This is a genomic window from Spiribacter halobius, from assembly GCF_020883455.1.
GTDB lineage: Bacteria > Pseudomonadota > Gammaproteobacteria > Nitrococcales > Nitrococcaceae > Sediminicurvatus > Sediminicurvatus halobius.
Genome location: NZ_CP086615.1, coordinates 1524280 through 1548134, shown reverse-complemented (window position 1 = coordinate 1548134; position 23855 = coordinate 1524280). Strand labels below are relative to the sequence as shown.

23 protein-coding genes and 1 tRNA gene are annotated in these 23855 nt (G+C 72.3%); 12 read left to right on the top strand and 12 right to left on the bottom strand.

The features are described from left to right. Nucleotides 1–4: 4 nt before the first annotated feature. Complete coding sequence (locus tag LMH63_RS07035) at nt 5–688, top strand: PilZ domain-containing protein (protein WP_109676950.1); 684 nt, start codon at nt 5–7, stop codon at nt 686–688. A 106-nt stretch (nt 689–794) separates the two neighbouring features. Here the strand turns inward: LMH63_RS07035 and LMH63_RS07030 are convergent. Then, nucleotides 795–884, bottom strand: a tRNA-Ser gene (locus LMH63_RS07030). Between the two features lie 86 nt (nt 885–970). On the opposite strand from LMH63_RS07030, the gene mltF reads away from it, so the two are divergent. After that, the gene (mltF, locus tag LMH63_RS07025; protein ID WP_109676951.1) at nt 971–2413 is read left to right on the top strand and encodes a membrane-bound lytic murein transglycosylase MltF; all 1443 of its coding nucleotides are present in this window, start codon (nt 971–973) and stop codon (nt 2411–2413) included. A gap of 7 nt (nt 2414–2420) precedes the next feature. Here the strand turns inward: mltF and LMH63_RS07020 are convergent, their stop codons facing one another. The 4 genes from LMH63_RS07020 to LMH63_RS07005 all read right to left on the bottom strand — a co-directional run bounded on the left by LMH63_RS07020 (nt 2421) and on the right by LMH63_RS07005 (nt 5965). Continuing rightward, nucleotides 2421–3704, bottom strand: coding sequence for an O-acetylhomoserine aminocarboxypropyltransferase/cysteine synthase family protein (locus LMH63_RS07020; protein WP_109676952.1), 1284 nt, complete (start codon nt 3702–3704; stop codon nt 2421–2423). Between the two features lie 142 nt (nt 3705–3846). Then, the gene (locus tag LMH63_RS07015) at nt 3847–4317 is read right to left on the bottom strand and encodes a CoA-binding protein (protein WP_109676953.1); all 471 of its coding nucleotides are present in this window, start codon (nt 4315–4317) and stop codon (nt 3847–3849) included. Nucleotides 4318–4388: 71 nt separating this feature from the next. After that, nucleotides 4389–4967, bottom strand: coding sequence for a thioredoxin family protein (locus LMH63_RS07010; RefSeq protein WP_109676955.1), 579 nt, complete (start codon nt 4965–4967; stop codon nt 4389–4391). Beyond that, a complete protein-coding gene (locus LMH63_RS07005) occupies nt 4964–5965 on the bottom strand; it encodes a patatin-like phospholipase family protein (RefSeq protein ID WP_109676957.1) in 1002 nt (333 codons plus the stop codon). The genes LMH63_RS07010 and LMH63_RS07005 overlap by 4 nt, the downstream gene beginning before the upstream one ends. Nucleotides 5966–6272: 307 nt before the next feature. Here LMH63_RS07005 and LMH63_RS07000 point away from each other — a divergent pair, with 307 nt between their 5' ends. Further along, nucleotides 6273–6557, top strand: a complete 285-nt coding sequence (locus tag LMH63_RS07000; protein ID WP_109676959.1) for an RNA recognition motif domain-containing protein — start codon at nt 6273–6275, stop codon at nt 6555–6557. A 196-nt stretch (nt 6558–6753) separates the two neighbouring features. On the opposite strand, the gene LMH63_RS06995 is transcribed toward LMH63_RS07000, so the two are convergent. The 3 genes from LMH63_RS06995 to LMH63_RS06985 are packed head-to-tail and all read right to left on the bottom strand — an operon-like array spanning nt 6754 to nt 8756. After that, the gene (locus tag LMH63_RS06995; protein ID WP_158280315.1) at nt 6754–7392 is read right to left on the bottom strand and encodes a glutathione S-transferase family protein; all 639 of its coding nucleotides are present in this window, start codon (nt 7390–7392) and stop codon (nt 6754–6756) included. 46 nt (nt 7393–7438) lie between these two features. After that, nucleotides 7439–8026 (bottom strand): YceI family protein, encoded by a 588-nt coding sequence (locus tag LMH63_RS06990; RefSeq protein WP_109676962.1) that lies wholly within the window; start codon nt 8024–8026, stop codon nt 7439–7441. Next, nucleotides 8019–8756: a CDP-alcohol phosphatidyltransferase family protein gene (locus LMH63_RS06985; RefSeq protein ID WP_109676964.1), complete on the bottom strand. Its 738-nt coding sequence runs from the start codon at nt 8754–8756 to the stop codon at nt 8019–8021. Before LMH63_RS06985 ends, LMH63_RS06990 begins: the two co-directional genes overlap by 8 nt. A gap of 86 nt (nt 8757–8842) precedes the next feature. Between LMH63_RS06985 and LMH63_RS06980 the strand changes: the two genes are divergently transcribed. From LMH63_RS06980 to LMH63_RS06960, 5 genes are read left to right on the top strand one after another with little or no spacing between them, the layout of a single operon-like run. Next, nucleotides 8843–9829, top strand: coding sequence for a zinc-dependent alcohol dehydrogenase (locus LMH63_RS06980; protein WP_109676966.1), 987 nt, complete (start codon nt 8843–8845; stop codon nt 9827–9829). Between the two features lie 15 nt (nt 9830–9844). Continuing rightward, the gene (locus LMH63_RS06975; RefSeq protein ID WP_109676968.1) at nt 9845–10243 is read left to right on the top strand and encodes a 6-pyruvoyl trahydropterin synthase family protein; all 399 of its coding nucleotides are present in this window, start codon (nt 9845–9847) and stop codon (nt 10241–10243) included. Then, entirely contained in the window at nt 10240–11301 is a 1062-nt protein-coding gene (locus tag LMH63_RS06970; protein ID WP_109676970.1) for a glycosyltransferase family 4 protein, read from the top strand. Before LMH63_RS06975 ends, LMH63_RS06970 begins: the two co-directional genes overlap by 4 nt. Then, nucleotides 11294–12100 (top strand): small ribosomal subunit Rsm22 family protein, encoded by an 807-nt coding sequence (locus tag LMH63_RS06965; protein WP_109676972.1) that lies wholly within the window; start codon nt 11294–11296, stop codon nt 12098–12100. Before LMH63_RS06970 ends, LMH63_RS06965 begins: the two co-directional genes overlap by 8 nt. Beyond that, nucleotides 12097–12981, top strand: coding sequence for a lysylphosphatidylglycerol synthase transmembrane domain-containing protein (locus LMH63_RS06960; RefSeq protein WP_109676974.1), 885 nt, complete (start codon nt 12097–12099; stop codon nt 12979–12981). The genes LMH63_RS06965 and LMH63_RS06960 overlap by 4 nt, the downstream gene beginning before the upstream one ends. Here LMH63_RS06960 and LMH63_RS06955 read toward each other — a convergent pair. Then, on the bottom strand, nt 12917–13717 hold the full coding sequence (locus LMH63_RS06955) for a dihydrofolate reductase family protein (protein ID WP_109677195.1): 801 nt from the start codon (nt 13715–13717) through the stop codon (nt 12917–12919). The two genes, LMH63_RS06960 and LMH63_RS06955, sit on opposite strands and share 65 nt — an antisense overlap. Before the next feature lie 165 nt (nt 13718–13882). Between LMH63_RS06955 and LMH63_RS06950 the strand changes: the two genes are divergently transcribed. Further along, the gene (locus LMH63_RS06950; protein ID WP_109676976.1) at nt 13883–14998 is read left to right on the top strand and encodes a GTP cyclohydrolase II; all 1116 of its coding nucleotides are present in this window, start codon (nt 13883–13885) and stop codon (nt 14996–14998) included. Nucleotides 14999–15044: 46 nt separating this feature from the next. On the opposite strand, the gene LMH63_RS06945 is transcribed toward LMH63_RS06950, so the two are convergent. Both LMH63_RS06945 and LMH63_RS06940 read right to left on the bottom strand, forming a co-directional pair. Continuing rightward, nucleotides 15045–15836, bottom strand: coding sequence for a creatininase family protein (locus LMH63_RS06945; protein WP_109676978.1), 792 nt, complete (start codon nt 15834–15836; stop codon nt 15045–15047). Continuing rightward, entirely contained in the window at nt 15833–16543 is a 711-nt protein-coding gene (locus LMH63_RS06940) for a uracil-DNA glycosylase family protein (protein ID WP_109676980.1), read from the bottom strand. Before LMH63_RS06940 ends, LMH63_RS06945 begins: the two co-directional genes overlap by 4 nt. A 124-nt stretch (nt 16544–16667) precedes the next feature. On the opposite strand from LMH63_RS06940, the gene LMH63_RS06935 reads away from it, so the two are divergent. Genes LMH63_RS06935 through LMH63_RS06925 form a run of 3 tightly spaced genes read left to right on the top strand, consistent with a single transcriptional unit; the run spans nt 16668 to nt 21641 of the window. Next, nucleotides 16668–17093 carry a hypothetical protein gene (locus LMH63_RS06935; RefSeq protein ID WP_109676982.1) on the top strand — a complete coding sequence of 142 codons (426 nt, stop codon included), beginning with the start codon at nt 16668–16670 and terminating at the stop codon, nt 17091–17093. Between the two features lie 37 nt (nt 17094–17130). Next, a complete protein-coding gene (locus LMH63_RS06930) occupies nt 17131–18141 on the top strand; it encodes an efflux RND transporter periplasmic adaptor subunit (RefSeq protein WP_158280316.1) in 1011 nt (336 codons plus the stop codon). After that, a complete protein-coding gene (locus tag LMH63_RS06925) occupies nt 18141–21641 on the top strand; it encodes an efflux RND transporter permease subunit (protein ID WP_199225605.1) in 3501 nt (1166 codons plus the stop codon). Before LMH63_RS06930 ends, LMH63_RS06925 begins: the two co-directional genes overlap by 1 nt. A 164-nt stretch (nt 21642–21805) precedes the next feature. Here LMH63_RS06925 and LMH63_RS06920 read toward each other — a convergent pair whose 3' ends face one another. Beyond that, complete coding sequence (locus LMH63_RS06920; RefSeq protein ID WP_109677197.1) at nt 21806–23839, bottom strand: CocE/NonD family hydrolase; 2034 nt, start codon at nt 23837–23839, stop codon at nt 21806–21808. Nucleotides 23840–23855 lie beyond the last annotated feature (16 nt).

Sequence of the window (23855 nt, the reverse complement as noted above, 5' to 3'; positions counted from 1 at the left end):
ACCCATGAGCACGAACCAGCAGCCATCGCAGGGCACCGAAGGCGATACACCCACCGGCTTTCTGCTCGCGGCCGGCTCGCGCCTTCGGCTGCAGCGTGCAGGCAGCACGAAAAAAGCCACCGCCGAGGTCGTCGGCTACGGTGGCCGCGGCGTCCATGCCTACATCATTCTCCGCAGCGGCCACGGCGAGGACGACAGCGCGCTGACCGCACTCGATCTCCGCGCCGACGACACACTGCTGGTGCGCTGCCTGTATGACGGCATCATCTACGGCTTTCGTACCACCATTACGCGCCTGCTCACGGAGCCGGACTACCTGCTGTTCGTGCTCTATCCCCACACCGTGGAGCAGGTGAGCGTGCGCCAGTACCCGCGGCTGCCGTGTGCCCTCCCCTGCGACATCGACCTCGCCGGCGCCGCCCAGCAGGCGCTGATGCTGGACATCAGCGCCGCCGGCTGCGGGCTCGCGGGGCAGGTGGCGAGCAAGGACGAGGCGCCGGCCGCGGGCAGCCCGATCACCGTGCAGCTGCCCCTGCCGGGCACGCAGCCCCCCGTGAGCCTGACCGGTGAGCTCTGCCGCATCGGCGTCGAGGCCAGCCGCTGGGAGGGTGGAGTCCGCTTTGACGCGGAGCAGGAGGCTCTCTTCGAGCAGCTGCGCCGTTACCTCAGCCTTCGCGCCAGACACTGACGCCCAGCCGCGCCGCCGAACCGCGCATGGCCGGACCGGGGGTTCGAATCCCGGCTTTGCCGGTATCCACGAAAAAGGGGGCGCGAGGCCCCCTTGTTCGTGGGTATGGCGGAGAGGGAGGGATTCGAACCCCCGGTCCCCGTTAAGGGACTCCGCATTTCGAGTGCGGCGCTTTCGACCACTCAGCCACCTCTCCGGCGCTCGGACAGGGGCGGGCCCTGTGCGAGTGAGGCGTAGTCTACAATACTCGTCCCGCTGGTCGAAGGGGGCGCACCACCTTCCATGCGCCGACTCCAGGCCCACGCCGTCATCGCGCTGCTGCTGGCCGCCCTGCTCGCCGTCGCCTGGCTGCAGGCCCAGCCCGAACGGGAACCCTTCGACGAGCTCACCGCGCGGGGGACGCTGGTGGTGGGCACGCGCTATGGGCCCACCACCTATTACGAGACCCGGCAGGGTGCCCACGGCCTCGAGCAGGCGCTGGTGCGCCGGTTCGCCGAAGCGCTGGGCTTGGCGGTGGAATTCCGGCCGGTGGCGGAGATCGCCACGCTCCTCGCCATGCTGGAGCGCGGCGAGATCGACATGGCCGCGGGCGGCCTCGGCAAGCGCCCGGGGGACGCGGAGCGCTTTGCCTACTCGCGCCCGTACATGACCGTCGAGCCCCGGGTGGTCTATGCCAATGGCGGCGACCGGCCGACGGGCATCGGTGAGCTCGCAGGCAGGCGGCTGCTGGTGGTGTCCGACTCACTGCATGAGGCCCGCCTGCGCGCGGCCGCCGAGCCCTATCCCGGGGTCCGTTGGGAGAGCCTGCCCCGCGCCAGCAGCGACGACCTCCTCTATCGCCTGACGAGTGGCCAGGCCGATGCCGTCGTCACCGACTCCAACGAGCTCACCGTCAACCAGCACTTCTACCCCGAGGTCCGCAGCGCGTTCACGCTGGGGGAGCCCTACGGCCTGCGCTGGGCCTTCCGCCCGGGGCAGGACAGCCTGCGCGCACGCGCCGACGCCTTCCTGGACCGGTTCGAGGCGAGCGGCAAGCTGGCAAGCCTGTTCGAGCGCTACCACGGGCATCTGCGGCGCTTCGACTACGTCGGCACGCGGCGTTTCATCCGCGATGTCACCCGGGTGCTCCCGCGCTACCGTTCCGCGTTCCAGGAGGCCGCCGCGGAACACGACCTGGACTGGCGCCTGCTTGCGGCCATCGGGTATCAGGAGTCCCACTGGGATCCGGAAGCCGTCTCCCCTACCGGGGTCCGGGGCGTGATGATGCTGACCCTGAGCACCGCGGCCCAGGTCGGGATCGAGGATCGTCTGGAACCGGCGCAGAGCATCATCGGTGGCGCGCGCTACCTCTCGAGCCTGCTCGAGCGCCTGCCGGAGTCCATCGCCGAGCCGCATCGCACCTGGTTCGCGCTCGCCGCCTATAACGTCGGCCTGGGGCACCTGGAGGACGCCCGCGTGCTGACCGAGCGCCAGGGTGGTGACCCCGACTCCTGGTTCGACGTCCGCGAACGCCTGCCGCTACTGGCCCAGGAGCGCTACTACTCGACGCTGCGTTACGGCTATGCCCGCGGCGCGGAGCCGGTGGCCTACGTCGCGCGCATCCGCCGCTACTACGAGCTGCTGCGCCGGATCACCGAGCCGCGCATCACCGAGGGCCCCGGCGTCGAGGCACCCCTGCCCCTGGATCGGCTGCTGTTCGACGACGGCCTGCAGTCAGCCTTCTGAGCGGCGGTCAGCCGTCGGCCCGGGCGAGGGCCTGGTCGATGTCCCAGAGGATATCGTCCAGGGTCTCCAGTCCCACCGAGAGGCGGATCATGTCCGGCGGCACGCCGGCGGCCACCTGCTGCGCCTCGCTGAGCTGGCGGTGGGTCGTGGAAGCCGGGTGGATCACCAGCGTCTTCGCGTCCCCGATATTGGCGAGGTGGGAGAGGAACTGCACCGACTCGATGAAGCGCACGCCCGCCTCGTGGCCACCGCGGATGCCGAAGCTGACGATGCCGCCGGCCCCCTTCGGCAGATACTTGCGGCATAGCTCGGCGTAGGGGCTGTCCTCGAGGCCGGCGTACTTCACCCAGGAAACCTGCGGGTGCCCGCGCAGGAACTCGGCCACCGCCAGAGCGTTCTCGCAGTGGCGCTCCATGCGCAGAGGCAGCGTCTCCAGGCCCTGCAGAAAGAGCCATGCGTGCATCGGCGCAAGCGTGGGGCCGAGGGTGCGCAGCGTCTCGCAGCGCACCTTCATGGTGTAGCCGAAGTCGCCGAAGGTCTCGTAGAAGCGCACGCCGTGGTAGCCGTCGGAGGGCTCGGTCATGCCCGGGAAGTTGCCGTTGTCCCAGGGGAAGCGCCCGGACTCGACGATGACGCCACCGAGCGCGGTGCCATGGCCACCAATGAACTTGGTCGCCGAGTGGACGACGATATCCGCGCCGTACTCGATGGGCCGGCACAGATAGGGCGTCGCCATGGTGCTGTCCACCACCAGCGGCAGGCCGTGATCATGGGCCACCGCAGCCACCGCCTCGATGTCCAGGACATTGCCGACGGGGTTGCCCAGGGTCTCGCCGTAGAGCAGTTTGGTGCGCGGCGTGATGGCGGCGCGGAAGGCCTGCGGGTCGTCGGCATCCACGAAGTGCGTGGTGATGCCGAGGCGCCGGAAGGTGACGTCCAGCTGGCTGAATGTGCCCCCGTAGAGCGTGCGCCCGGCGACGATCTCGTCCCCCGCCTCGACCAGGGTCAGCAGCGCGGCGGTCTGCGCCCCCATCCCCGAGGCCGCCGCCACCGCCGCGCGCCCGCCCTCCAGCGCCGCCATGCGCTCCTCGAACACGGCGGTGGTCGGGTTCGTCATGCGCCCGTAGATGTTGCCGAAGGTCTGCAGGTTGAACAGCGACGCCGCGTGATCGGTGCTGTCGAAGACATACGACGTGGTCTGGTGCAACGGCACCGCCCGCGCCCCGGTGGCCGGGTCCGGCTGCTGGCCGGCGTGGAGGCAGAGGGTTTCGAAGCCGTACTCGTGGTCCATGAGCTTCGCTCCGAGTTCAAAGTTCAAAGTTCAAAGTTCAGAGGCCGCAGCGTTGTGAGGTGCAGCCCTCGCGTGCTGAGTGGGTCTTTGAACTTTGAACTGCCGACTGAAAACTACCTTCCCTACTGAGCCGCCACGCGGCTCAGTAGGGCAGGTACTGCGAACGCCGGGCGCTGATGATGCCGGTGTTGACGCCGACGAAGCCGAGGCCGCCGAAGAGGCGCGCGTACTCGATCTTCATGCAGCGGTCCATCACCACCTGGAGGCCGGCCTCGCGGGCGCGGGCGGCGGCGGCCTCGTGGATGACGCCGATCTGCATCCAGACCACCCGCGCCTCGATGGCTATGGCGGACTCCACGATGGGCGGCACGTCCGCCGGGCGACGGAAGATGTCCACCACGTCCACCCGCTCGGGGACGGCCTCCAGGCTCGGGTAGCAGCGCTGGCCGAGGATCTCCTCCTCCCCCGGGTTCACCGGGATCACGCGGTAGCCGTGATCGAGCAGATACTTGGCGGCGAAGTAGCTCGGGCGATACCACTTGGCGGAGAGCCCCACCACGGCCACGGTGTGGTTCTCCTTGAGAATCCGGCGGAGCGTTTCGACGTCGGTCACGGCAGTTCCTCGTTATGGCACCTGCCAGCGGCTGGCCGGTGGCCGCGCCGGCCCATGCGGCTGGTGCGCGCTCAGCGGGCGTAGGGAGGGGCGTTGCCGGCGCGCCACTTGATGTTGCAGCCCATGCTCGGGAGCTGCTCTTCCGGCACCGGGCGCCCCTCCAGCAGCGCGTCCGCGGCGGCGCGCAGGTCGGCACCGGTGACCGGTACCTCCCGCCCCGGCGTGCTGCCGTCGAAACGCCCACGGTAGACGAGGCGGAAGTCGCCATCGAAGAGAAAGAAATCCGGGGTGCAGACGGCACCGTAGGCTTTGGCCACGGCCTGGCTCTCGTCGAACAGATACGGAAACGGATAGCCCCGCCGCGTCTTTTCCTCGCGCATCTTCTCCGGCGAGTCCGCCGGATGGCTGCCGGGGTCGTTGGCGTTGATGGCCACGATGCCAAGGCCGCGCTCGCCGTACTCGCGCCCGAACGCGGCAAGCCCATCGGCGATGTGCTGCACGAACGGGCAGTGATTGCAGATGAAGGCCACGGCGAGCCCCGGCGCGCCGCGGAAGTCGTCCCGGCGCACGATGTTGCCCTCGGTGTCCGGCAGGGCAAAATCCGGGGCCTCGGTGCCGAGGGCCAGCATGCTGGATTCGCTCAGGCTCATGGCGCCTCTCCTGTTTGCTCGCTCTGTCGCGGTGCCACACCCAGCTGATCGGCCAGCTCGTTTACCGCCGGCTGCAGCCGCCGTACCGCCTGATGGCCTTCCTCGATCGCCTCCGCGGCGCGGTAGAACTCGAGCAGCGCGATGTGCGCGAGGCGCGGGCTGATCAGCAGCTCCGGCGGATCCCCCGCCATGCGGCTGCGCGTGATCCGATCCTGCATGACGTTGACCGCCGTGGCGATGACGTCGAACAGCCCCGGCGCCGACTCGGCGGACCCCCGCCGGAACTGGGCCGGCAGCAGCCCGGCACGATCCCGCAGGCCGCTGGAGAGCCGCTCGAACCAGCCTTCGATGGAGGTCGCCGGCCCCTCGCCGGAGGTCGCATCCGGTCGTTCCGGTTCCGCCGGCTCCTCCCGTCGCAGATGACGGCCGACGAGCCCGCCGTTCAGGTTCACGGCGATGACGATGTCCGCGCCCATGGCATGGCACAGCGAGACCGGCACCGGGTTCACCAGCCCGCCGTCCACCAGCCACTCGCCATCGTGGCGCACCGGTGTGAACAGCCCCGGCAGGGAGATGGAGGCGCGGATCGCCGAGCAGACATCGCCGCTGCGCAGCCACCGCTCATGGCCACTGTATAGGTCGGTGGCGACGATGCCGAGGGGGATGCGCAGGGCCTCGAAGTCCAGATCGCCGAGGGCGTTGCGAAAGCGATCCGCCAGCCGCCGGCCCTCGAAGAAGCCCCCGCTCGCCATGGCGAGGTCGAGATAGCTCAGCATCTCCCGCCGCCCGAGCCGGCGCACCCAGTGCTCGAAGCCGTCGAGGTGCCCGCTGCAGTACATGGCCCCGACGATGGCGCCCACCGAGGTCCCGGCTACCACGTCCGGCACGATACCGGCCTCCTCGAGGCCGCGGATGACGCCGACGTGCGCCCAGCCGCGGGCGGCCCCGCCGCCGAGGGCGAGGCCCACGCGCAGCCTGCGTGACGAGGGCTTAGCCATGGCAGGATTCTGGCACCGGCGGCGGGCCCACCGCCAGCGTGACGAGGCACCGTCCGGCCACCGCCGGTGGCGGTAAAAAAAACGCTTGCGGTGGGAAGGCGGCTGGGATATTGTCCACGGCAGGTCAGGCACCGCTTGCCTTCTGCTTCCCGCCGACTCCGGGGCATCCGCCCCACAGCGTCTCAGGGTTTCCAGTGGCGACAGGTCAACGACCCTGCCGGGTGGGCCGTGTGGTCGCCCCGGATGCGCGCCGGACCGCCCTATGGCGGCCGGTCTACGACACAGATGTCTGAGTGTGAACGATCCTATGACTTCGATTTACGTGGGTAACCTGCCCTTCACCGCCTCCGAGGACGAGGTCCGCGACCTCTTCGCCGCCTATGGCGACGTCGAGTCCGTGCGACTGATCTCCGATCGCGACACCGGCCGCCCGCGCGGTTTCGGTTTCGTGACCATGGGTTCCAGCGACGCCGAGAAGGCGATCGAGGGGCTCAACGGCACCGATCTCGGCGGTCGCTCGCTGCGGATCAACGAGGCGCAGGAGCGGGCCGGCGGCTCCGGTCCCCGCCAGGGTCAGGGCCGCCGCTGGTAAGCGGCGGGTCGGGTTGACCCCACCGAACGCCCGGCCTCGCGCCGGGCGTTTTCGTTGGGACAGGAAAAATCACCGCCAATTACCCGCCTGCCACGCGACTCCCATCGAGCGTATCGCCAGCCCTCGGGGCTCTGGATCGGCCCGCTGAGACCTGACAGGACGCCGCTAGCCCCCGGAGCGCCGGTCCGCGGCCATCTCAGCCCGGCTGGGTAGCAGTGAAGCTCTCCCGGTCGGAGATGTGCTCCCACCATCGGCCCAGCGCTGGCGCTTCCGACAGAACGCCACGCCCCTCGGGGGTCTGGGAGAAATACGCCATGATCGGCGCAAGGTAGAGATCGGCGATGCCGATGGTGTCGCCGGAGAGCCAGCGCGCGCCTCCAAGATGGCGTTCCAGCAGGTGCATCTGCCGACGGGCGGCGGGCATGGCCCGCTCGACGACCACTTCGTCGGTCCCCTCGTTGAGCAGGTTCGGCCGCACCACCCGCTGCCAGACCACCTGCCCGATCAGTGTCGGGTAGACGTAGTGGTCCACCACGTTCTGCCACTGGCGCATCAGCGCCCGTGGCTCGGCCTGCGCGGGCTGGAGCGGGGGCTTCGGATGGCGGCCCTCGATGAGCTCCAGGATCGCCGCCGTCTCGAACAGCGACAGGTCGCCAGCCTCCAGCGCAGGCACCTTGCCGAAGGGGTGGCGGGCCAGATAGGCCTCAGACTGATGCTCGCCGCGGAAGATGTTCACGTCGGCCAGCTGGTAGTCCACGCCCTTCTCGGTGAAGGCCATGCGCACGGTACGCACGTAGGTGCTGAGCGGAGTTCCGTAGAGGATGTAGTCGGCCATGGGGACTCCTTGAAGGTTGTTATTCAGCTGCCGGGCTTGCGGGGATTCAGTCCTCGCGAATGGCCTCGAATTCGATGATGAGATCGATGCGGTCGCTGACCAGATCGTCCTCCAGCGCATAGTCCATGCCGAACTCGCTGCGCTGCAGGCTGCCCCGTGCCGAGGCACCCAGGGTGTAGGCGCCGCCGATGGGATGCTCGCCGATGCGGTTGATGGTCAGGTCGAGGGTCAGCGGGCGCGTGGTGCCGAGCAGGGTCAGCTCCCCGCGCAGCGTCCCGCCATCGTCACCGTCCGGCTCGTAACCGGTGGCGGTGAAGACAATCTCGGGGTGTTCGTCCACGGCCAGGAAGTCACCGTCGCGCAGGTGGCCGTCGCGGTCCTCGTGCGCGGTATAGACGCTGTCCGCCGCGACCACGACGCGGCCGGACTCCAGTGAGCGGTCTGCCTCGTCGTAGACGAATTCACCCTCGACCTCCGTGAACTGCCCGAGCACGTCGGCGAAACGCGCATGCCCGGCGAGAAAGCCCACCGATACGTGGGACTCGTCGATAACGAAACGTTGCGGTTCGGCCGCCGCCGTACCGGCCACCACAGCCGGCACCAGTGCGGCCGCCATCAGGCACGCTCTAGGCATGATGCGCCTCCCTCTCCGTGGGGGCCGGCCGGCGACTGAGCCAGAGCACATCGGCCCCGAAAGAATAGATCAGCAGAACGAGCGCCAGAGCCGCGAGCGGCACGGCGAGGCCGGCCATCGGCGGCGCCAGACACGCCACCAGCACCACACCCTGCAGGGCACAGACCAGCCGCCGCCGGAACGACGGCGGCAGTGGCGCCTGCAGACGCGGCCAGACGACGCCGGCAGCCAGGAACAGATAGCGCAGCAGACCGATCCCGAGCACCCAGGCGTCGGTCCTGTCCAGCGCCACCAGCCAGGCGCAGAGCACCAGCAGGAAGGCGGCGTCAAGCTCCATGTCGAAGCGCGCCCCCGCCGCCGTGGCGGTACCGGTACGCCGCGCGACGGCGCCATCCAGGCCGTCCGCGGCCAGCGCCAGCGCCGCCACTGCTACGAGGAACCAGGCCGTGGGGGCGAGGACATCGTTCCAGGGCAGCAGGCCGGCGAGCAGCGCCACCGGCACCGCCCGCGCCAGGGTGATGCGGTCCGCCGGCGTCAGCGGCCATCCGCGATGCCAGTGCCCCAGCGGCAGCGCCACCAGACCATAGGCCGCCAGGGCCGCCAGCACGCTGACCCCGGGCAGGGCCGCCAGCACCGCCACCGCCCAGGCGAGCGCCACCACGCCGGCACCGGCGACGGCGAGGTCTGCGAGTACGCGTGCCAGGCTGGAACTTGCGGCGCTTGCGGCCATCGACAGGTCAACCTGCAGTCGTTCACTGTCGGAGTCGACCGCGGCCCGCGGATGCGGGTTCCATCCGCCCTGTGCGAGGAGTCTTCATGGCCGAGACCGCCTACGCCCTCTGGATCACCGCGCCCGGTGAGGTGGCCCTGCGGCGTCAGGCCCTCGCCGATCCCGGGACGGACGAGGTGCTCGTGCGCACGCTCTATACCGGGGTGAGCCGGGGGACGGAGGCGCTGGTGTACCGCGGCGGCGTGCCGGAGAGCCAGCATGCCGCCATGCGGGCACCGTTCCAGGAGGGGGATTTCCCGGCGCCGGTCAAGTACGGCTATGCCAGCGTCGGCATCGTGGAGGCCGGCCCGGAGGCCCTGCGCGGGCGCACGGTGTTCTGCCTGCATCCGCATCAGGATCGTTACGTCGTCCCCGTCGGCGCGGCGCGGCCGCTGCCGCCGGACCTGCCGCCCGGGCGCGCCGTGCTTGCCGCCAACGTCGAGACCGCTGTAAACGGCCTGTGGGACGCCGCCCCGCGGGTCGGCGAGCGCATCGTCATCATCGGCGCCGGCGTGGTGGGCTGCCTGGTCGCGGCCCTGTGCGCGTCACTGCCCGGCAGCGACGTGCAGCTGGTGGACGTCAACCCGGCGCGCGCGGCCCTGGCCGGCCGCCTCGGGGTACCGTTCAGCAGTCCGGACGCCGTGCGCGGCCCCGCCGATCGCGTCCTGCATGCCAGCGGCAGCGAGGCCGGGCTGCGCCAGGCCCTGGCGCTCGCCGGCAACGAGGGCGAGGTGGTGGAGCTCAGCTGGTTCGGCGACCGCGAGATAAGCCTGCCGCTCGGCGAGGGTTTTCACGCCCGCCGGCTCACCCTGCGCGCCAGCCAGGTGGGCCAGATCGCAGCCGCCGAGCGCCCGCGCTGGGATCACGCCCGTCGCCTCGACCTCGCCCTCGCCCTGCTCGCCTGCCACCCGGAGTGGGAAGCGCTGATCGACGGTGAGAGCGACTTCGCCGATCTGCCGCAGACGCTGCCCCGGGTACTCGCCGGGGCCGGCCTCTGCCATCGCGTGCGCTACCCCGCCGCCGAAACTGACTGACCGCCGAGGAGCACCATGTTCAGCGTCAACGTCCGTGACCATTTCATGATCGCCCACAGCTTCCGCGGCGAGGCCTTCGGCCCGGCCCAGCAGCTGCACGGGGCCACGTATGTGGTGGACGCCACCTTCCAGCGCGCCGAGCTGGACGCCAACGGCATGGTCGTGGACATCGCCCGGGCGACCGACCTCCTGCGCGGGACGCTGGGCGCCCTGAACCTGCGCAACCTGGATGACGAGCCCGCCTTCGCCGGGCACAACACCACCACCGAGTTTCTCGCCCGGCACGTCGCCGACCGCCTCGCCGACGCCGTCAGGGCGGGCCAGCTCGGTGACGGCGCCCAGGGCCTCGAGCGCATCCGGGTCACGCTGCACGAGTCCCACGTCGCCTGGGCCGCCTACGAACGGCCGCTGTGACCCCCACCCCCTGGCATCTGCTGGTCCCTGGCGGTCTCGAGGTGGTCACCGGCGGCACGCGCTACGACCGCCGCATGGTCGAGGGGCTACGCGCCCAGGGCCAGCCCGTGACCGTGCACGGGCTTCCCGGACGGTTTCCGCGCACCGATGCCGCCGCCCGCAGCGGACTGGAGGCCGCCCTCGCCGCCATCCCCGCCGGACGCGTGACGCTGATCGACGGCCTCGCCCTGGGGGACGCCGCGGCCATCACCGAACGCCACGCCAAGCGGCTGCGCCTGGTCGCGCTGGTACACCATCCGCTGGCGGACGAGTCGGGGCTGGACGCGGCGGCGCACGCCGCGCTGCTCGACGCCGAGCGCCGGTCCCTGGCTGCCGTGCGCGGGGTGGTGGTGACCAGCCCCTTCACCGCACGCCGGCTGCAGGCCCTGGATCTGTACCCGCGTCCGGCGGGGGTGGCGCCACCGGGCACCGATCCGGCCCCCGTCGCCGCCGGCGGCGACGGGGGCACGCCGAGGCTGCTCTGCGTCGGCGCCGTGATCCCGCGCAAGGGCCAGGACGTGCTGGTCGCGGCGCTGGCGCAGCTGCGGGAACTGCCCTGGCGCTGCGACTGCATCGGCCGGCTGGACCAGGCGCCGGGCTTCGCCGCCGAGGTGGCCGCTGCCATCGACGGCGCCGGGCTCGGCGGGCGCCTGTGCCTGTGCGGGCCAGTACCCCCGGAGGCCCTCGCCGGGCACTATCACGAGGCGGATCTGTTCGTGCTCCCTTCCCGCTACGAGGGCTACGGCATGGCCGTGGCCGAGGCCATTGCCCACGCCCTGCCGGTGGTGACCACCGACGGCGGCGCCCTGGCCGAGGCCCTGCCCGAGGGCGCCGGCGTCAGCGTGCCGGCGGGCGCCGCCGACGCCCTGGCCGCGGCCCTCGCCGAGCTGATCCGCGACCCGGCGCGGCGACGGCAGCTGGCCGATGGCGCGGCCAGCGCGCGCCGGACACTGCCGGACTGGCCCGAGGCCGCACGGCGCTTTGCCGAGGTGGTGCGCGGGGTGGCCGGTGATGGCTGAGGCCTTCGCCGCGGACTGGCTTGCCCTGCGCGAGGGGGCGGACCACCGCGCCCGCGCGGCCGGGCTCCTGCCCCGGCTGCGGGCGCATCTTCCCGCCACCGGGCCGCTGACCATTCTCGACCTCGGCGCCGGCCGCGGCAGCAACCTGCGCTATCTGGCCTCCCGCCTGCGCGGGCCGCAACACTGGCGGCTGCTGGATCACGACCACCGGCTGCTCGCCGGCGTCGCGGCTCCGTCCCAGGCCGCCGACGGTACCGCCGTGACTTTCGCCGGGGAGATCGCGGACCTGGACCGCGCCCTGCCGGGGGCGCTGGACGAGGCGCAGCTGGTGACCGCAGCGGCGCTGCTGGACCTCGTCTCGGCGGAGTGGCTGCAGCGCCTCGCCGACGGCTGCGCCGCCCGCGGCGTACCGGCACTGCTCGCCCTCAGCTACGACGGATGCATCCAGTGGCCGGACACCGACCCCGACGACGAGCGTCTGCGCACGGCCTTGAATGCACATCAGCAGGGCGACAAGGGCTTTGGTCCGGCCCTGGGCCCGGCCGCGTGGGAAACCGCTGCCGCGGCCTTCCGCGCCAGCGGTTGCGAGGTGGTCGTGGCCGACAGCCCCTGGCAGCTCGGCCCCGCGGACGCCCCGCTCATCCATGCCCTGATCGACGGCTGGGTGGCCGCCGCCTGCGAGCAGGCGCCGGCGGCGGCGGACCGGTTTCGCGCCTGGGCCGGGCGCCGGAAGGCGGCGGGTAGCGTCACCGTGGGCCATCGGGACGTGCTGGCGTTGCCGGCGGGCGCGGTGCCATGACCGGCCTGCCGTGGGTCCGGGTCGGCAGCAGCCTCGCGCTGCTGGCCATCGTCGTCGCCCAGCTGGACGCAACGGCCCTCGCCGACCGCCTGGCGGCGCTGTCCCCCGCCTGGGTGGCTGCCGCGTTCGCCGTGACCGTGGGCCAGGTGCTGCTATCCGCCTGGCGCTGGCGCTACACGGCGCGCTGTCTCGGCCTGCCGCTCGGCCTTGCCACGGCGGTGCGCGAGTACTACGTGGCGACCCTGCTGAACCAGACGCTGCCGGGCGGTGTGCTGGGCGACGCCCGCCGCGCCTGGCGCCACGCCCGGGATGCGGCGCAGCCCGGGCCGGCGGTGCGGGCCGTGGTCCTGGAACGCGCCTCGGGCCAGCTCGCCATGGCCGTTCTGGTGCTGGCCGCGCTGCTGTCCGGCCTGGGCCCGCAGGCGGCCGCGCTGCCGCCCGGCTTCGCCCGGGCCGGCGGCGGCGCCGCCGCCGCGGCGCTGCTGCTCGGAGGGCTCGCCTTCGGTCTGCGCCGGCGGCCCTGGCTGCGGCCCTGGCTTGCCGACGCCCGGCGTGCGCTGCTGCGCCCCGCCGTGCTGCCGGTGCAGCTGCTGGCCTCGCTCGCGGTGGCGCTGAGCTACGTCGGGGTGTTCGCGCTGGCCGCGCTGGCGCTCGGCATCGAGGGGGCGCCTGCGGACTGGCTGCCGCTCATCCCGCTGGTGCTGCTCGCCATGCTCATCCCCGTCGGCTTCGCCGGCTGGGGGCTGCGCGAGGGCGTCGCCGCGCTGCTCTGGCCACTGGCCGGCCTGCCCGCCGCCGACGGGGTGGCGGCGTCGGTCACCTACGGCGCGGTGGTACTGATCGCGAGCCTGCCGGGTGCCCTGTTCCTGATGCGCCGTTAGCCAGAGCAAGGTCGAACAGCAGGTCCTCCCCCAGCGGGAACCGCCGCGTCGGCGGCCGCAGGGCCTCCTGCATGGTGGCGATCTCCGGTAGGGATAACGCAGGGCGGCCGGAGCCAATGAGCACCGGCGCCACGGTGACGTGCAGTCGGTCCAGCACGCCGGCGGCAAGGAAGGCGGAGACCGTGCGTCCGCCACCCTCCACCAGCACCCGGTGCAGCCCCCGCCCGGCCAGGGCGGCGAGAATCTCGGCCGGCCCGGGTGAGTCCAGCGCAAGCTGCTCGACCCCAGGCAGCGCCGCAACGCCCGGCGGCGCGATGCGCAGAGTGGCCGCCGCCCGGTCGCGGTAGACGCTGCTGGACTCCGGCAGCGCGCCCCGCGGATCCAGCACCACCCGCACCGGGTTCGGCCCTGGGACGCTGCGTACCGTGAGCCGGGGATCGTCCGCGGCCACGGTGCCGGGTCCAACCACCACGGCATCCACCAGCGCCCGCAGCCGGTGCAGATGGCGGCGGTCGGCCTCCCCGGTGACGTAGTGCGAGTGCCCGCTGGGCGTGGCGATGCGGCCGTCCAGGCTCTGCCCGAGCTGGGCGAGGGCGAACCGCTGCCCCGGGGGTGCGCAGACCGGCAGGTAAAGATCCAGCAGCGTCGCAGCCGCCGCGTCCGGATCCGGCTCGCAGCGCCAGCTGCCGTCGCCCGTCACGGCGAGCAGGGCCTCGCCGTGGCGGGCCTCGCGCATGCCATCGCCGGCGGCCGGGGTTTCCGCGAGGGCGAGCAGCAGCCGCCAGGCCGTGTCGTCGTCAGTGCGCATCGTTCACCGCCCGTCGGGGCAGCCACGTGTAGATGGCGGAATTGTTTCAACCTGCCGTGGTCCATTGCAGGACGCCGACACACGGGAGGTGCCATGCACGGTACAGATCGCGCCCTGTTCGATCTTCGTCGCGGACAGCCGGTTCATATCCGCAATGGCCGCAGTGCGGTCATCGCGCTGCCGGTTGAGGCCCTGGACGATCCGGCCCTGGCGGGCCTGCGCCGCCTCAGCGACGAGCATCTGCAACTGACCCTGACCGCGCACCGTGCCTCCGTACTCGGGGTTGACGCCGGCTCCGCCGACTGTGTGGCCGTCGATCCCGGCCCGGCTGCCGACTGCCGGCGTCTGCTGGCCCTCGCCGCGGCCGCCGGCAACCCGCCGGAGGACGTCCCCGGGCCGTGCCGGCCCGCGAACACCGCCCAGCGGGCGGCCCTCGCCCTGGCCCGCGCCGGGCGGCTGCTCCCCGCCGTCGCGACAGTGAGTGTAGCGGCCCGCCCGCAAGGCACGCTCGGCCGCCTCATCGAGCAGAGCACGATGCTGAGCGTGCCGGCGCACAGTGCGCTGGAGGCCGCCAGCGACCGGGGCGTTCGCCCGGTGCGCGTCAGTGACGCCCGGGTACCGCTGGAGGGCGCGGAGGCAAGCCGCTTCGTGCTCTACCGCGAGACCGACGGGCTGCTGGAGCATGTGGCGGTGGTGATCGGGGAGCCGGAAGAATGGCCCGATCCGCTGCCGGTGCGCCTGCACTCCGCCTGCCTTACCGGCGACCTCTTCGGCAGCCTGCGCTGCGACTGCGGTGAGCAGCTGCGCAGCGGCGTCGCCGCCATCTCCCGCGCTGGCGGTGGCATCCTGCTGTATCTGGCGCAGGAGGGGCGCGGCATCGGGCTCGCCAACAAGCTTCGCGCCTACGGCCTGCAGGACGATGGCCTCGATACCGTCGACGCCGATCGCATGCTCGGCTTCGGGGAGGACGAGCGCCGCTACGACGCGGCCGTGGCCATGCTCGAGGACCTGGGCGTGCGCCGTATCCGTCTGCTCACCAACAACCCTGAGAAGATCAGCGCCCTGCAGCAGGGCGGGATCGAGGTGGTTGGGCGCGACGCCCTGCACGGTCAGCTCACGGTCCACAACCGGCGCTATCTGACCGCCAAGGCGGAACGCTCGGGGCACTGGCTGGCGGAGGTGCTGCGCACTGAGGCCATGCACGGCTGACCGGCCCGCAGCCGTGAATCGGTGAGATACGCGGGCCAGACACTAGCTAGCCCTGCAGCGCCTGGAGCGGGAACGCGCGCGTCTCCGCAATGAGCCCGGCCAGCGCCTCGGCAAAATGCGCCACCAACCGCTCGCCAAGGGCCGGCGTGGCCAGGGCGGCGTTGCCGGTCACCCCGCCTGGGGCAAGGTCGCCGGCCATCCACGCGAATCCGGCCGGCCCTTCGGCGCTCAGCCAGCGGTTCGTCCCGATCAGGGTCTCGTCCAGCGAACCGGCCGGCGCAATGGCGCGGCGGCGCACCTGCGTCGGCGCCAGGTGCAGCATCAGCGCCGTCTCCAGCGCCCCGCCATGCAGGCCCACGCGCAGCTCCTCGGCCGGCAGTGCATCCGCCGGCGGCGGAAAGCGGAAATAGCTGCCCCGCACCACCAGCAGGCCGTGGTCATGGCGCAGGCGCAGCGCAGCCACGTCGGCGCCGGCGAGATTGCCACCGTGGCTGCTGAACAGCAGCAGCCGGCGGACGCCGGCGCGCGCCACCCCGGCGCCCCACTCCACCACCACGCGCTGGAAGGTCTCGGGATCCAGGCTGAGGGTGCCGGGGAAGCGCGTGTGCTCGAGGCTGTCGCCGACGCTCAGCACGGGCAGGCGCAGCACCGGGCAGTCCGGGGGCAGGCGCCACGCCGCCGCGGACAGCAGGCCCTCGCCGATGATGCAGTCGGTCTCCAGCGGCAGATGCGGGCCGTGCTGCTCGACGGCTGCCAGGGGCAGCACGGCCACCGGGTCACGGGCCGCGGCGGCGCCGAGCTCGGCACTGGTCAGCTCCCCCCAGCGCTGCACGGTCACGACAGCCCGCCTCCGGCGGCCCGCGTCGGCGCCGCCTCCAGCGCATCCAGCCGCGCCTCCAGCAGCCCGGGGAAGCGCCGATACCAGGTGGCGTTGAGCGGCGAGGGATGCGGCAGCGGATGCAGGCACAGGCGCCGGCTGCCCACGCCCTCGAGCCCATAGTCCAGGCTCACCGAGGTCCCGAACCGCTCCGGATCCGCCCAGTGCGCCGCGAGCCGCTGCCGGGTCGCCGGCGGCTGCCCCAGCCCGAACCAAAGGAACGCCTCGCGGCCGAGCGTGATGACATGCCTGCCCTGCCAAGCGGCCAGCAGCAGCCGCGCCACCAGCGGCTGGAAGCGCCGCTTCACGGCCATGGACCAGGCCTTGTTGCCGAACGGCTTGTAGGGAACGGTGTTGGCCCAGAAGTAGTCCGCGCCCGCGGCAATGGCCTGTTCCGTGCCTGCCAGCGCGGTGCCGTGGCGCCGGCGGTGCAGCACGCCGCGCACCTGACGTCCGCCGGCGCCGATGAAGGGCACACCGTGGACGAGCTCCTCGCGCCCCGGGTCGCGCCCGAAAAAGGCCACCGGGGCCGTCGGCGGGCCGAGACCGATCACCGGCTCCTGCGGGTCGCGCCCGGCCGCGGCATAGGCGGCCTCGTCCAGACCCGTGAGCCCGGCGGCGCAGCGCCGGAACGCAGCCAGCAGATCCGCCGGCAACGGCCCGCTCATGGCGCAACCCCGCGCCCCAGGCGCCGACTGGGTCGCAGCAGCAGGCCCGGCAATGTCCTAGTCTTCGCGGTCATGCGGACATGCTACCGTTTCCCGCCGTCCTTCGCTGCGCCGAGCCGATGCCATGGCCGAGAGCCTGTTGCGTACCCTCTTTCCGCCCGAGAGCCGCAGCTTTGCGGGCAAGCGCTGGGTGAACATCGCCCTGCGCAGCCTGCACCTGGTGGGCACGGCCGGCGCCGGGGCGGGCATGCTGTTCGGCGTGTCGCCCGCGCAGTGGCAGGCCTACCTCTGGCTGACGGTGATCACCGGGGTGCTCATGGTGGCGCTGCAGCTCTGGAGCAACGGCGTCTGGCTGCTGCAGCTGCGCGGCCTTGCCATCGGCGTGAAGCTGCTGCTGCTCGTCGCGGCGCTGCGCTGGCCGCAGAGCGGGCCGGCCATGCTGATCGCCGTGGTACTCCTGTCCGGCGTGATCAGCCATGCGCCCGGGGACATCCGCTACCACTCGCCATGGCATGGCCGGCGCCTGGAATCCCTCGGCGGCCGCGGCTGAGCCGGGCCACAGCCTGTCCACGGCTATGGAGGCCGGCATGATCAAGGCACTCCCGCTACTGCTGCTGGCCAGCTGGGCGACGGCGGCGCTCGCCCAGGAGGCGCTGCCCGTTACCGTCGAGCGTCTGGACGCGATCGCGCTCTACCCCGTGCGCAGCGCCCCGGCCACTGCCGTCAGCCTCAACGACACTCGTGTCGCCGCGCAGGTGGGGGCCGAGGTGCAGGCGCTGCCGGTGCGCCCCGGGGACCGGATCGACGCCGACGAGGTCCTCGCCCGGCTCGACTGCCGGGATATCGAGATCGCCCTCGAGGCGAGCCGCGCCGCCCTCGCCGCTGCCCAGGCGCAGCGCGACCTGGCCGAGTTCCGCCGCGAACGCGGCGCTCAGCTGCGGGACCGGGGCGCGATGCCGCTGGAGGCCTATCGCGAGCGCGAGGCCGAGGCACTGCGCACCGCGGCCGAGGTCCGGCGGCGGGGCGCGGAGGTGCGTCGGGGCGAGCGTGACATCGAGCGCTGCGAGGTGCGGGCGCCGTTCGACGCCGTGGTGGTCGAGCGGCTGGCGAGCGTCGGCGAGCTGGCGGAGCCGGGCACGCCCCTGGTGCGGCTGGTGGACGTCAGCCTGCTGGAGATCAGCGCCCGGGTACAGGAGCAGGACCTGGACGCCCTCGAGGGGGCGGCCAGCGTGGACTTCGTCAGCCGCGGCGAGCGCTATCCACTGCGCCTGCGCCGGGTCATCCCGGTGCTGGAGAGCCGGCTGCGCAGCTACGAGGTGCGGCTTGAGCCCACCGGCAGGGCGCCGCTGCCGGGTGAGAGCGGGCGCATCGACTGGGCCGCCGCCCTGCCCCACGTACCCAGCGACCTGCTGGTGGAGCGCGACGGCACCCTCGGCGTGTTCGTGGTCGAGGACGGGCGCGCCCGCCACCACGCCCTGGACGAGGCCGTCGCCGGACTGCCCGCGGCCGTGCCCGGGCTGCAGGGGTCGGCGGACATCGTCCGTGACGGCCGCTACGCCCTGCGCGACGGCATGGCCGTGGAAGTGACCGGGCGCTGATGTACCGCCGCCTGATCGACAACCACATCCTGGCCACGCTGGCCATGGTGCTGGTGCTCGCGGCCGGCAGCGCCGCCTATCTGCTGCTGCCCCGCCAGCAGGATCCCTCGGTCAACTTCAACTGGGTGGAGGTGCAGACCACCTACCCTGGGGCCTCGGCCCGGGACGTGGAGCGACGCGTCACGGAGGTGCTGGAGGACGCCGTGGCCCGCATTCCGGACATCCGCTTCTCGGCGAGCGACAGCCGTGCCGGGTTCTCGCGCATCGTGGTGCGCTTCCGCGACCTCGACGAGGACGAGTTCGACGAGCGCCTGACCGACCTGCGCCGCGAGGTGCAGGCGGAACGCTCGGAGCTGCCGGACGCCGCCGAGCAGCCGGTGTTCATCGAGGCCACCAGCGACAACTTCAAGCCCGCGGCGATGGTGCTGGTGGTGGGCGAGGCCTACGACGGCAACCTGCGGGCCCGCGCCCGCCGCATTGCCGATGAGCTGGAGCGCTTTTCCCAGGTCGAGCGGGTGGACAGCTTCGGCCTGCGCGACCGCGAGCTGCAGGTGCGCTTCGACCCGGAACGCATGCAGGGCCTGGGCCTGCAGCCCTCGGCCCTGGCCGATACCGTCAGCGCCTATTTCCGCGACGTGGCCGCCGGCACCGTGGGCATCGGCGAGCAGAGCTGGCTGGTGCGCTTTACCGGCACCGCCAACGATCCCGCCTACCTCGGCGACCTGCCCATCGTCGCCGCCGCCGGCGAGGTGCCGCTGCGCAGCGTCGCCACCGTGCGCCAGGGCTTCGCCGAGGCGGAGGCGCGAATCCGCCACCAGGGCGATCCGGCAGTGATGCTCGCGGTCTACCGGGGCGCGGACGGCAACGTCCTGCGCCTGGTGGACGAGATCTCCGCCTACCAGGAGGGCGTCAACGCGGAAGCGGCGCGGACCGGCGTTCGCATGGTTCTGCTCGACGACCGCACGGGGGTGACCCGCAACGCGCTGGCGGTCATGGAGGGCAACGCCCTCGTGGGCCTGGGACTGGTGCTGGTCACCACCTGGCTGTTCCTGGGCGGGCGCATCGCGCTGCTGGCCGCCCTCGGCATTCCGTTCGTGCTCGCCGGGGTGTTCCTGCTGCTGCTGGTGCTGGGCTACAGCCTCAACGTGGTGGTGCTGCTCGGCATCGTCATCAGCTTGGGCATGCTGGTGGACGACGCGGTGGTGGTGGTGGAGGCCGTCTACCACCGGCTGGTGCACGGGGCCGAGAGCATTCTGGAGGCGGTGCTCGGCGGCCTGCGGGAGGTGGGAGCGCCGGTGCTGGCCGCCGTGCTCACCACCAGCGCGGCGTTCCTGCCGCTGACCCTGGTCCCCGGAGTGCTCGGGGACTTCATGCGCCTCGCGCCTATCGTCGTCGTCTGCGCCCTGGCCCTGAGCCTGCTGGAGGCGTTCTGGATGCTGCCGAGCCACCTGCTGGCGCTGCGGCCCAATCCCGCGGCGGGCGGCCGCATCCAGGCCCTGCGCGAGCGCTGGACCCGGCAGCTGCGCCTGCGCTACGGGCGCGCGCTGGTCGCGGCGCTGCGCCGGCCGCGTCTCACCGCCATCACCGTGCTGGCATTGTTCGTGGCCGCCATCGGTGTGCTGCAGGCGGGGCTGTTGCGGGTGGACTTCTTCGCCACCGACTCGGCGCGGCTGGTGTACGTGGATGCCGAGCTGCCCGCCGGCACCCGGCTGGAGAAGACCCTGGAGGTGACCCGGGCGCTGGAGGCCGCTGCGCTGGGTCGCCTCGGCGATGGCGAGCTGCGCCGCTCGGCGAGCGTCGCCGGCGTGCAGTTCACCGATGCCGAGCCGCTGGTGGGCGACGAGTACGGCCAGGTGACCCTGAGCCTGCACCCGCGCACACGGGGCGGGCGCAGCGTCGAGGCCATCGTCGACGATCTGCGGCCGCAGCTGGCGGAGATCCCCGGCCCCACCAGCCTCTCCTTCCAGCAGGTCACCACCGGGCCGCCCACCGAGCCGCCGGTGAACGTCAAGCTTCGGGGCGATGACCTGGAGCGCCTGGCCGCCGCCGCCGACGCCATGCAGAGCCTGCTGGCGGAAATCCCCGGCGTGCGTGAGATCCGCGATGACGATGCCCCGGGGCGCCTCGAATACCGCCTGCGGCTGGACGCCGACGCCATGGTGCGCACCGGGCTGGACCCGGCCCGGGTGATCCGCGACATCCGGCTGCTGGTGGACGGCGAGATCGTCGCCAGCATGCAGGATCAGGGCGACACGCTGGACGTCCGCGTACGCGCCGATCGCGACCAGCTCGCCGGCGGCATCCGGGATCTGGGCCGCAGCACCCTGAGCCTCCCGGACGGGCGGCCGGTGGCCCTGAGCGAGCTGGTGCACAGCGATACCGGTCGCGGCCGGGCGGTGATCCGCCATTACAACTTCCGCCGCGCCATCTCGGTGCAGGCGGAGCTGGACGAGGCGGTGACCGACACCGTCTCCGTCAACCGCGCCATCGCCGAGCGCTGGGCCGCGGGGCCGGCGGAGCGCTTCCCGGACGTGCAGCTGGACTTCACCGGCGAGCTGGATGACATCCAGGAGAGCCTGTCGAGCCTCGCCCTGCTGTTCCTGGCGGGTACCGGGCTGGTCTACCTGATTCTCGCCACCCAGTTCCGCAGCTACCTGCAGCCGCTGATCATCCTCGCCGCCGTCCCCATGGCCTTTACCGGCGTGGTGTTCGGGCTGCTGGCGAGCGGCAGCGTGCTGAGCCTGTACACCCTCTACGGCGTCATCGCGCTGGCCGGCATCGCCGTCAACGCCGGCATCGTGCTGGTGAGCACGGCCAACACCCGTGCCCGGGCCGGGGCGACGCCGAGCCAGGCCATCGTGCTGGCGGCCCGCCGGCGGGTGGTGCCGGTGCTGATCACCTCCCTGACCACCATCGCCGGGCTGTTCGCGCTGGCCACGGGGCTCGCCGGCGAGTCCCTGATCTGGGGGCCGGTGGCCGCCTCCATCGTCTTCGGCCTGGCGGTCAGCACGCCGCTCACGCTGTTCGTGACGCCGCTGCTCTATCGCCCCGTGGCGCCACGGGCGGAGGACCCCATGGCCGAGCTGCCGGCGCCGCCGCTGCTGGAGCGCCGGCGCGGGCTCCGCGGCCTGCTCGGCCGGCTGCGCAGCGGCCGCTCCGCCTCACCCTGGCGCGCGGATCTGGCCGCCCTGCGTGCCGATGCCCGCACCGCCGACGCCTACCAGACCGGCTGCCTCGCCCTCGCCGCCGGGCGCCGGCAGGACGCACTGAAGCAGCTGCAGTGGGTGGCGGAGCGCCTGCCGGAGTCCGGCCTTGCCAACCGCGCCGCGGCCCAGGCGGCCCTGGCGGTGGTGGAGGAGATGGGCTGGGACGAGGGCTACGCCAACCGCGCCCGCCGCTTCCTGGTCCGAGCCCGCCGCGCCGCCGGCGACACCCCCGAAATCATCGCCCTCCTCCGCCTCTACCGTCGTCTTGCATCGGAACGCGGCGAAGAGGTGTAGCCCGGATAGCTCACCGTGTCGCGGCCGCGGCAAGCTCCGGCGCCGACTTGCAACACAACGACACAACGGACACAACGGGTCACCACGAAGGCGTCATGAACGTGGTGATCCGTTGTGTCGTGGTGTCGTTGTGTTGAAACCCCGCGCAGAAACGCGCTACGGCGTCATAGCAGCCGGCGGGGGACCTGTTCGTCCCATTCGCGCTGGAAGACGCGCTCGCCGGCTTCCCAGGCCTCGAGGATGGCGGTGACGCGGAAGTTGTCCGCGTCGCTGGTGACGGCGGTGCGGGCCTCGAGGCGGACGTTCCAGTCGCCGCGGCGGAAGATGGTTTTCTGCTCGATCTCGGCCCGGGCGGTGAGCGGGTCGTGCTCGTTGATGCGGAAGGTCTTGCGGGCGGTGTAGCCCAGGGTGAGGTCGATGTCCTCGATGCGGGCAAGCGCGGCGCCGCCGAAGTCGCCGCCGTCGCCGAAGGTGGTGTAGACGGTCTCGTCGGTGGTGAGGTCGAGCTCCACCATGCGCTGGTAGCCGACTATCTCGAGCGGGGTGTGCTCGGGCTCCGGGCCCCGCTCCGGCGGCTCGAAGGCGCGCAGCTGGGCGTCTTCGGGCCGTGGCGGGCGCACCGGCAGCTCGAGCCGGCTGGCGCCGGTGTGGATGGTGATCTCCACCGGCTCCGGCGCCGGCCAGATCATCGGCCAGTAGGTGGTGGAGATGGCGACGCGCAGCGTGTGCCCGCAGGCGAAGGAGTAGGCGATGTCGTTAAGCTGCACGGGCACCCGGTAGCGCTCACCGGGCTGCAACGGCTCGGGGTGCTCGTGGCTGTTGCGATGGGTGAGGTTGAGCACGCCGTAGCTGACCCGGCCGGAGGCCCCGGCCGGGGCGACGTCGTTCAGCCGTACCACAATATGGGCCACCGGCCGGTCGGCGCTCAGCTCCAGGTGCACCACCGGCGCGCCGAGGATCTCCAGCGTCTCGGTCAGCGGGTCGGAATCGAACACCAGCGACTTGCCGTCGTCGGCCCGCTGATCCAGCGGCGCGTCGCCCTCGGCGCCGAAGCCGTAGAAGTCCCCGCCGCGCAGGCCGCAGGTCTGGGGCGAGCGGACCCGCACGGCGTCCTGCGCATCCGGCCGCTCGCCGAGCGACAGGACGTTCAGATACCACTGCCGCGGGCGTATCCGTGGCGACGGCCATGCCTCCTCCGCCACCCAGCGCCCGGGGCGCTCGTCGTGCACCGGCGCCGGCGCGATCCACTCCTCCAGCCAGGCGCGGAACGGCGGCTCGTCCATGATCCCGTTGTCCTCGCCCTTGAGCCAGTAGTCCCACCAGCGCACCGCCTCCTGGAAGAAGCCGATGCGCGGCCCCGGCACGGCGGCATGGGGAAAGGCGTGGGGCCAGGGGCCGATTAGCGCCTTGCGCGGACAGGACAGCCCCTCCATCAGCCGCGGGATGGCGTTGACGTAGCCGTCCGCCCAGCCGCCCACGGCGTAGACGGCGCACTCGATGGCGTCGTAGTCCTCGCAGACGGAGCCGTGCTGCCAGTATTCATCCCGGTGGGGATGGCGCATCCACAGTGCCGGGAACAGCCGGTTGTGCTCCAGGCGCTGCTGCCAGAGCTCGCGCCAGCCCTTGCCCATCACCTCCGGGTCCGGCGGGCAGGCGTTGAGCGAGAAGAAGGCCGAGCCCCAGGCGAGGTTCTCGTTCAGCAGGCAGCCGCCCTTGTAGTGGGCGTCGTCGGCGTAGCGGTCATCCGTGGAGCACATGGTGATGATCGCCTTCAGCGCCGGGGGCCGGCGCGCGGCCACCTGCAGCGAGTTGAACCCGCTCCAGGACAGCCCGATCATGCCGACGCTGCCGTCGCACCAGGGCTGGCGGGTGATCCAGTCGATGGCATCGACGGCATCATCCTGCTCCTGGGCGAGGTATTCGTCGCGCAGGATGCCCTCGGAGTCCCCGGTGCCGCGCACGTCGAGCCGGATGCCGGCGTAACCGTGGCCGGCAAAGTAATGGTGCAGGGGCTCGTCCCGCAGGCGGGTGAAGTCGCGCTTGCGGTAGGGCATGTACTCGAGCACCGCCGGCACCGGCGCGTTCTCGGCACCGGCGGGCAGCCACAGGCGCGCCGCGAGGCGCACGCCGTCGCGCATGGGGATCCAGACGTTCTCGATGACGTCCACGCCCTCGGGGAAGGAGCGCACTACCTTCATCGCGCCACCCGCTCGT

What these genes read in the sequence shown, in the direction of transcription:
- LMH63_RS07035 (WP_109676950.1), top strand. Translation starts at nt 5, where the DNA reads ATGAGCACGAACCAGCAGCCATCGCAGGGCACCGAAGGCGATACACCC.
- mltF (WP_109676951.1), top strand. Translation starts at nt 971, where the DNA reads ATGCGCCGACTCCAGGCCCACGCCGTCATCGCGCTGCTGCTGGCCGCC.
- LMH63_RS07020 (WP_109676952.1), bottom strand. Translation starts at nt 3,704, where the DNA reads ATGGACCACGAGTACGGCTTCGAAACCCTCTGCCTCCACGCCGGCCAG.
- LMH63_RS07010 (WP_109676955.1), bottom strand. Translation starts at nt 4,967, where the DNA reads ATGAGCCTGAGCGAATCCAGCATGCTGGCCCTCGGCACCGAGGCCCCG.
- LMH63_RS07005 (WP_109676957.1), bottom strand. Translation starts at nt 5,965, where the DNA reads ATGGCTAAGCCCTCGTCACGCAGGCTGCGCGTGGGCCTCGCCCTCGGC.
- LMH63_RS07000 (WP_109676959.1), top strand. Translation starts at nt 6,273, where the DNA reads ATGACTTCGATTTACGTGGGTAACCTGCCCTTCACCGCCTCCGAGGAC.
- LMH63_RS06995 (WP_158280315.1), bottom strand. Translation starts at nt 7,392, where the DNA reads ATGGCCGACTACATCCTCTACGGAACTCCGCTCAGCACCTACGTGCGT.
- LMH63_RS06990 (WP_109676962.1), bottom strand. Translation starts at nt 8,026, where the DNA reads ATGCCTAGAGCGTGCCTGATGGCGGCCGCACTGGTGCCGGCTGTGGTG.
- LMH63_RS06985 (WP_109676964.1), bottom strand. Translation starts at nt 8,756, where the DNA reads ATGGCCGCAAGCGCCGCAAGTTCCAGCCTGGCACGCGTACTCGCAGAC.
- LMH63_RS06980 (WP_109676966.1), top strand. Translation starts at nt 8,843, where the DNA reads ATGGCCGAGACCGCCTACGCCCTCTGGATCACCGCGCCCGGTGAGGTG.
- LMH63_RS06975 (WP_109676968.1), top strand. Translation starts at nt 9,845, where the DNA reads ATGTTCAGCGTCAACGTCCGTGACCATTTCATGATCGCCCACAGCTTC.
- LMH63_RS06965 (WP_109676972.1), top strand. Translation starts at nt 11,294, where the DNA reads ATGGCTGAGGCCTTCGCCGCGGACTGGCTTGCCCTGCGCGAGGGGGCG.
- LMH63_RS06960 (WP_109676974.1), top strand. Translation starts at nt 12,097, where the DNA reads ATGACCGGCCTGCCGTGGGTCCGGGTCGGCAGCAGCCTCGCGCTGCTG.
- LMH63_RS06955 (WP_109677195.1), bottom strand. Translation starts at nt 13,717, where the DNA reads ATGCGCGAGGCCCGCCACGGCGAGGCCCTGCTCGCCGTGACGGGCGAC.
- LMH63_RS06950 (WP_109676976.1), top strand. Translation starts at nt 13,883, where the DNA reads ATGCACGGTACAGATCGCGCCCTGTTCGATCTTCGTCGCGGACAGCCG.
- LMH63_RS06940 (WP_109676980.1), bottom strand. Translation starts at nt 16,543, where the DNA reads ATGAGCGGGCCGTTGCCGGCGGATCTGCTGGCTGCGTTCCGGCGCTGC.
- LMH63_RS06935 (WP_109676982.1), top strand. Translation starts at nt 16,668, where the DNA reads ATGGCCGAGAGCCTGTTGCGTACCCTCTTTCCGCCCGAGAGCCGCAGC.
- LMH63_RS06930 (WP_158280316.1), top strand. Translation starts at nt 17,131, where the DNA reads ATGATCAAGGCACTCCCGCTACTGCTGCTGGCCAGCTGGGCGACGGCG.
- LMH63_RS06925 (WP_199225605.1), top strand. Translation starts at nt 18,141, where the DNA reads ATGTACCGCCGCCTGATCGACAACCACATCCTGGCCACGCTGGCCATG.
- LMH63_RS06920 (WP_109677197.1), bottom strand. Translation starts at nt 23,839, where the DNA reads ATGAAGGTAGTGCGCTCCTTCCCCGAGGGCGTGGACGTCATCGAGAAC.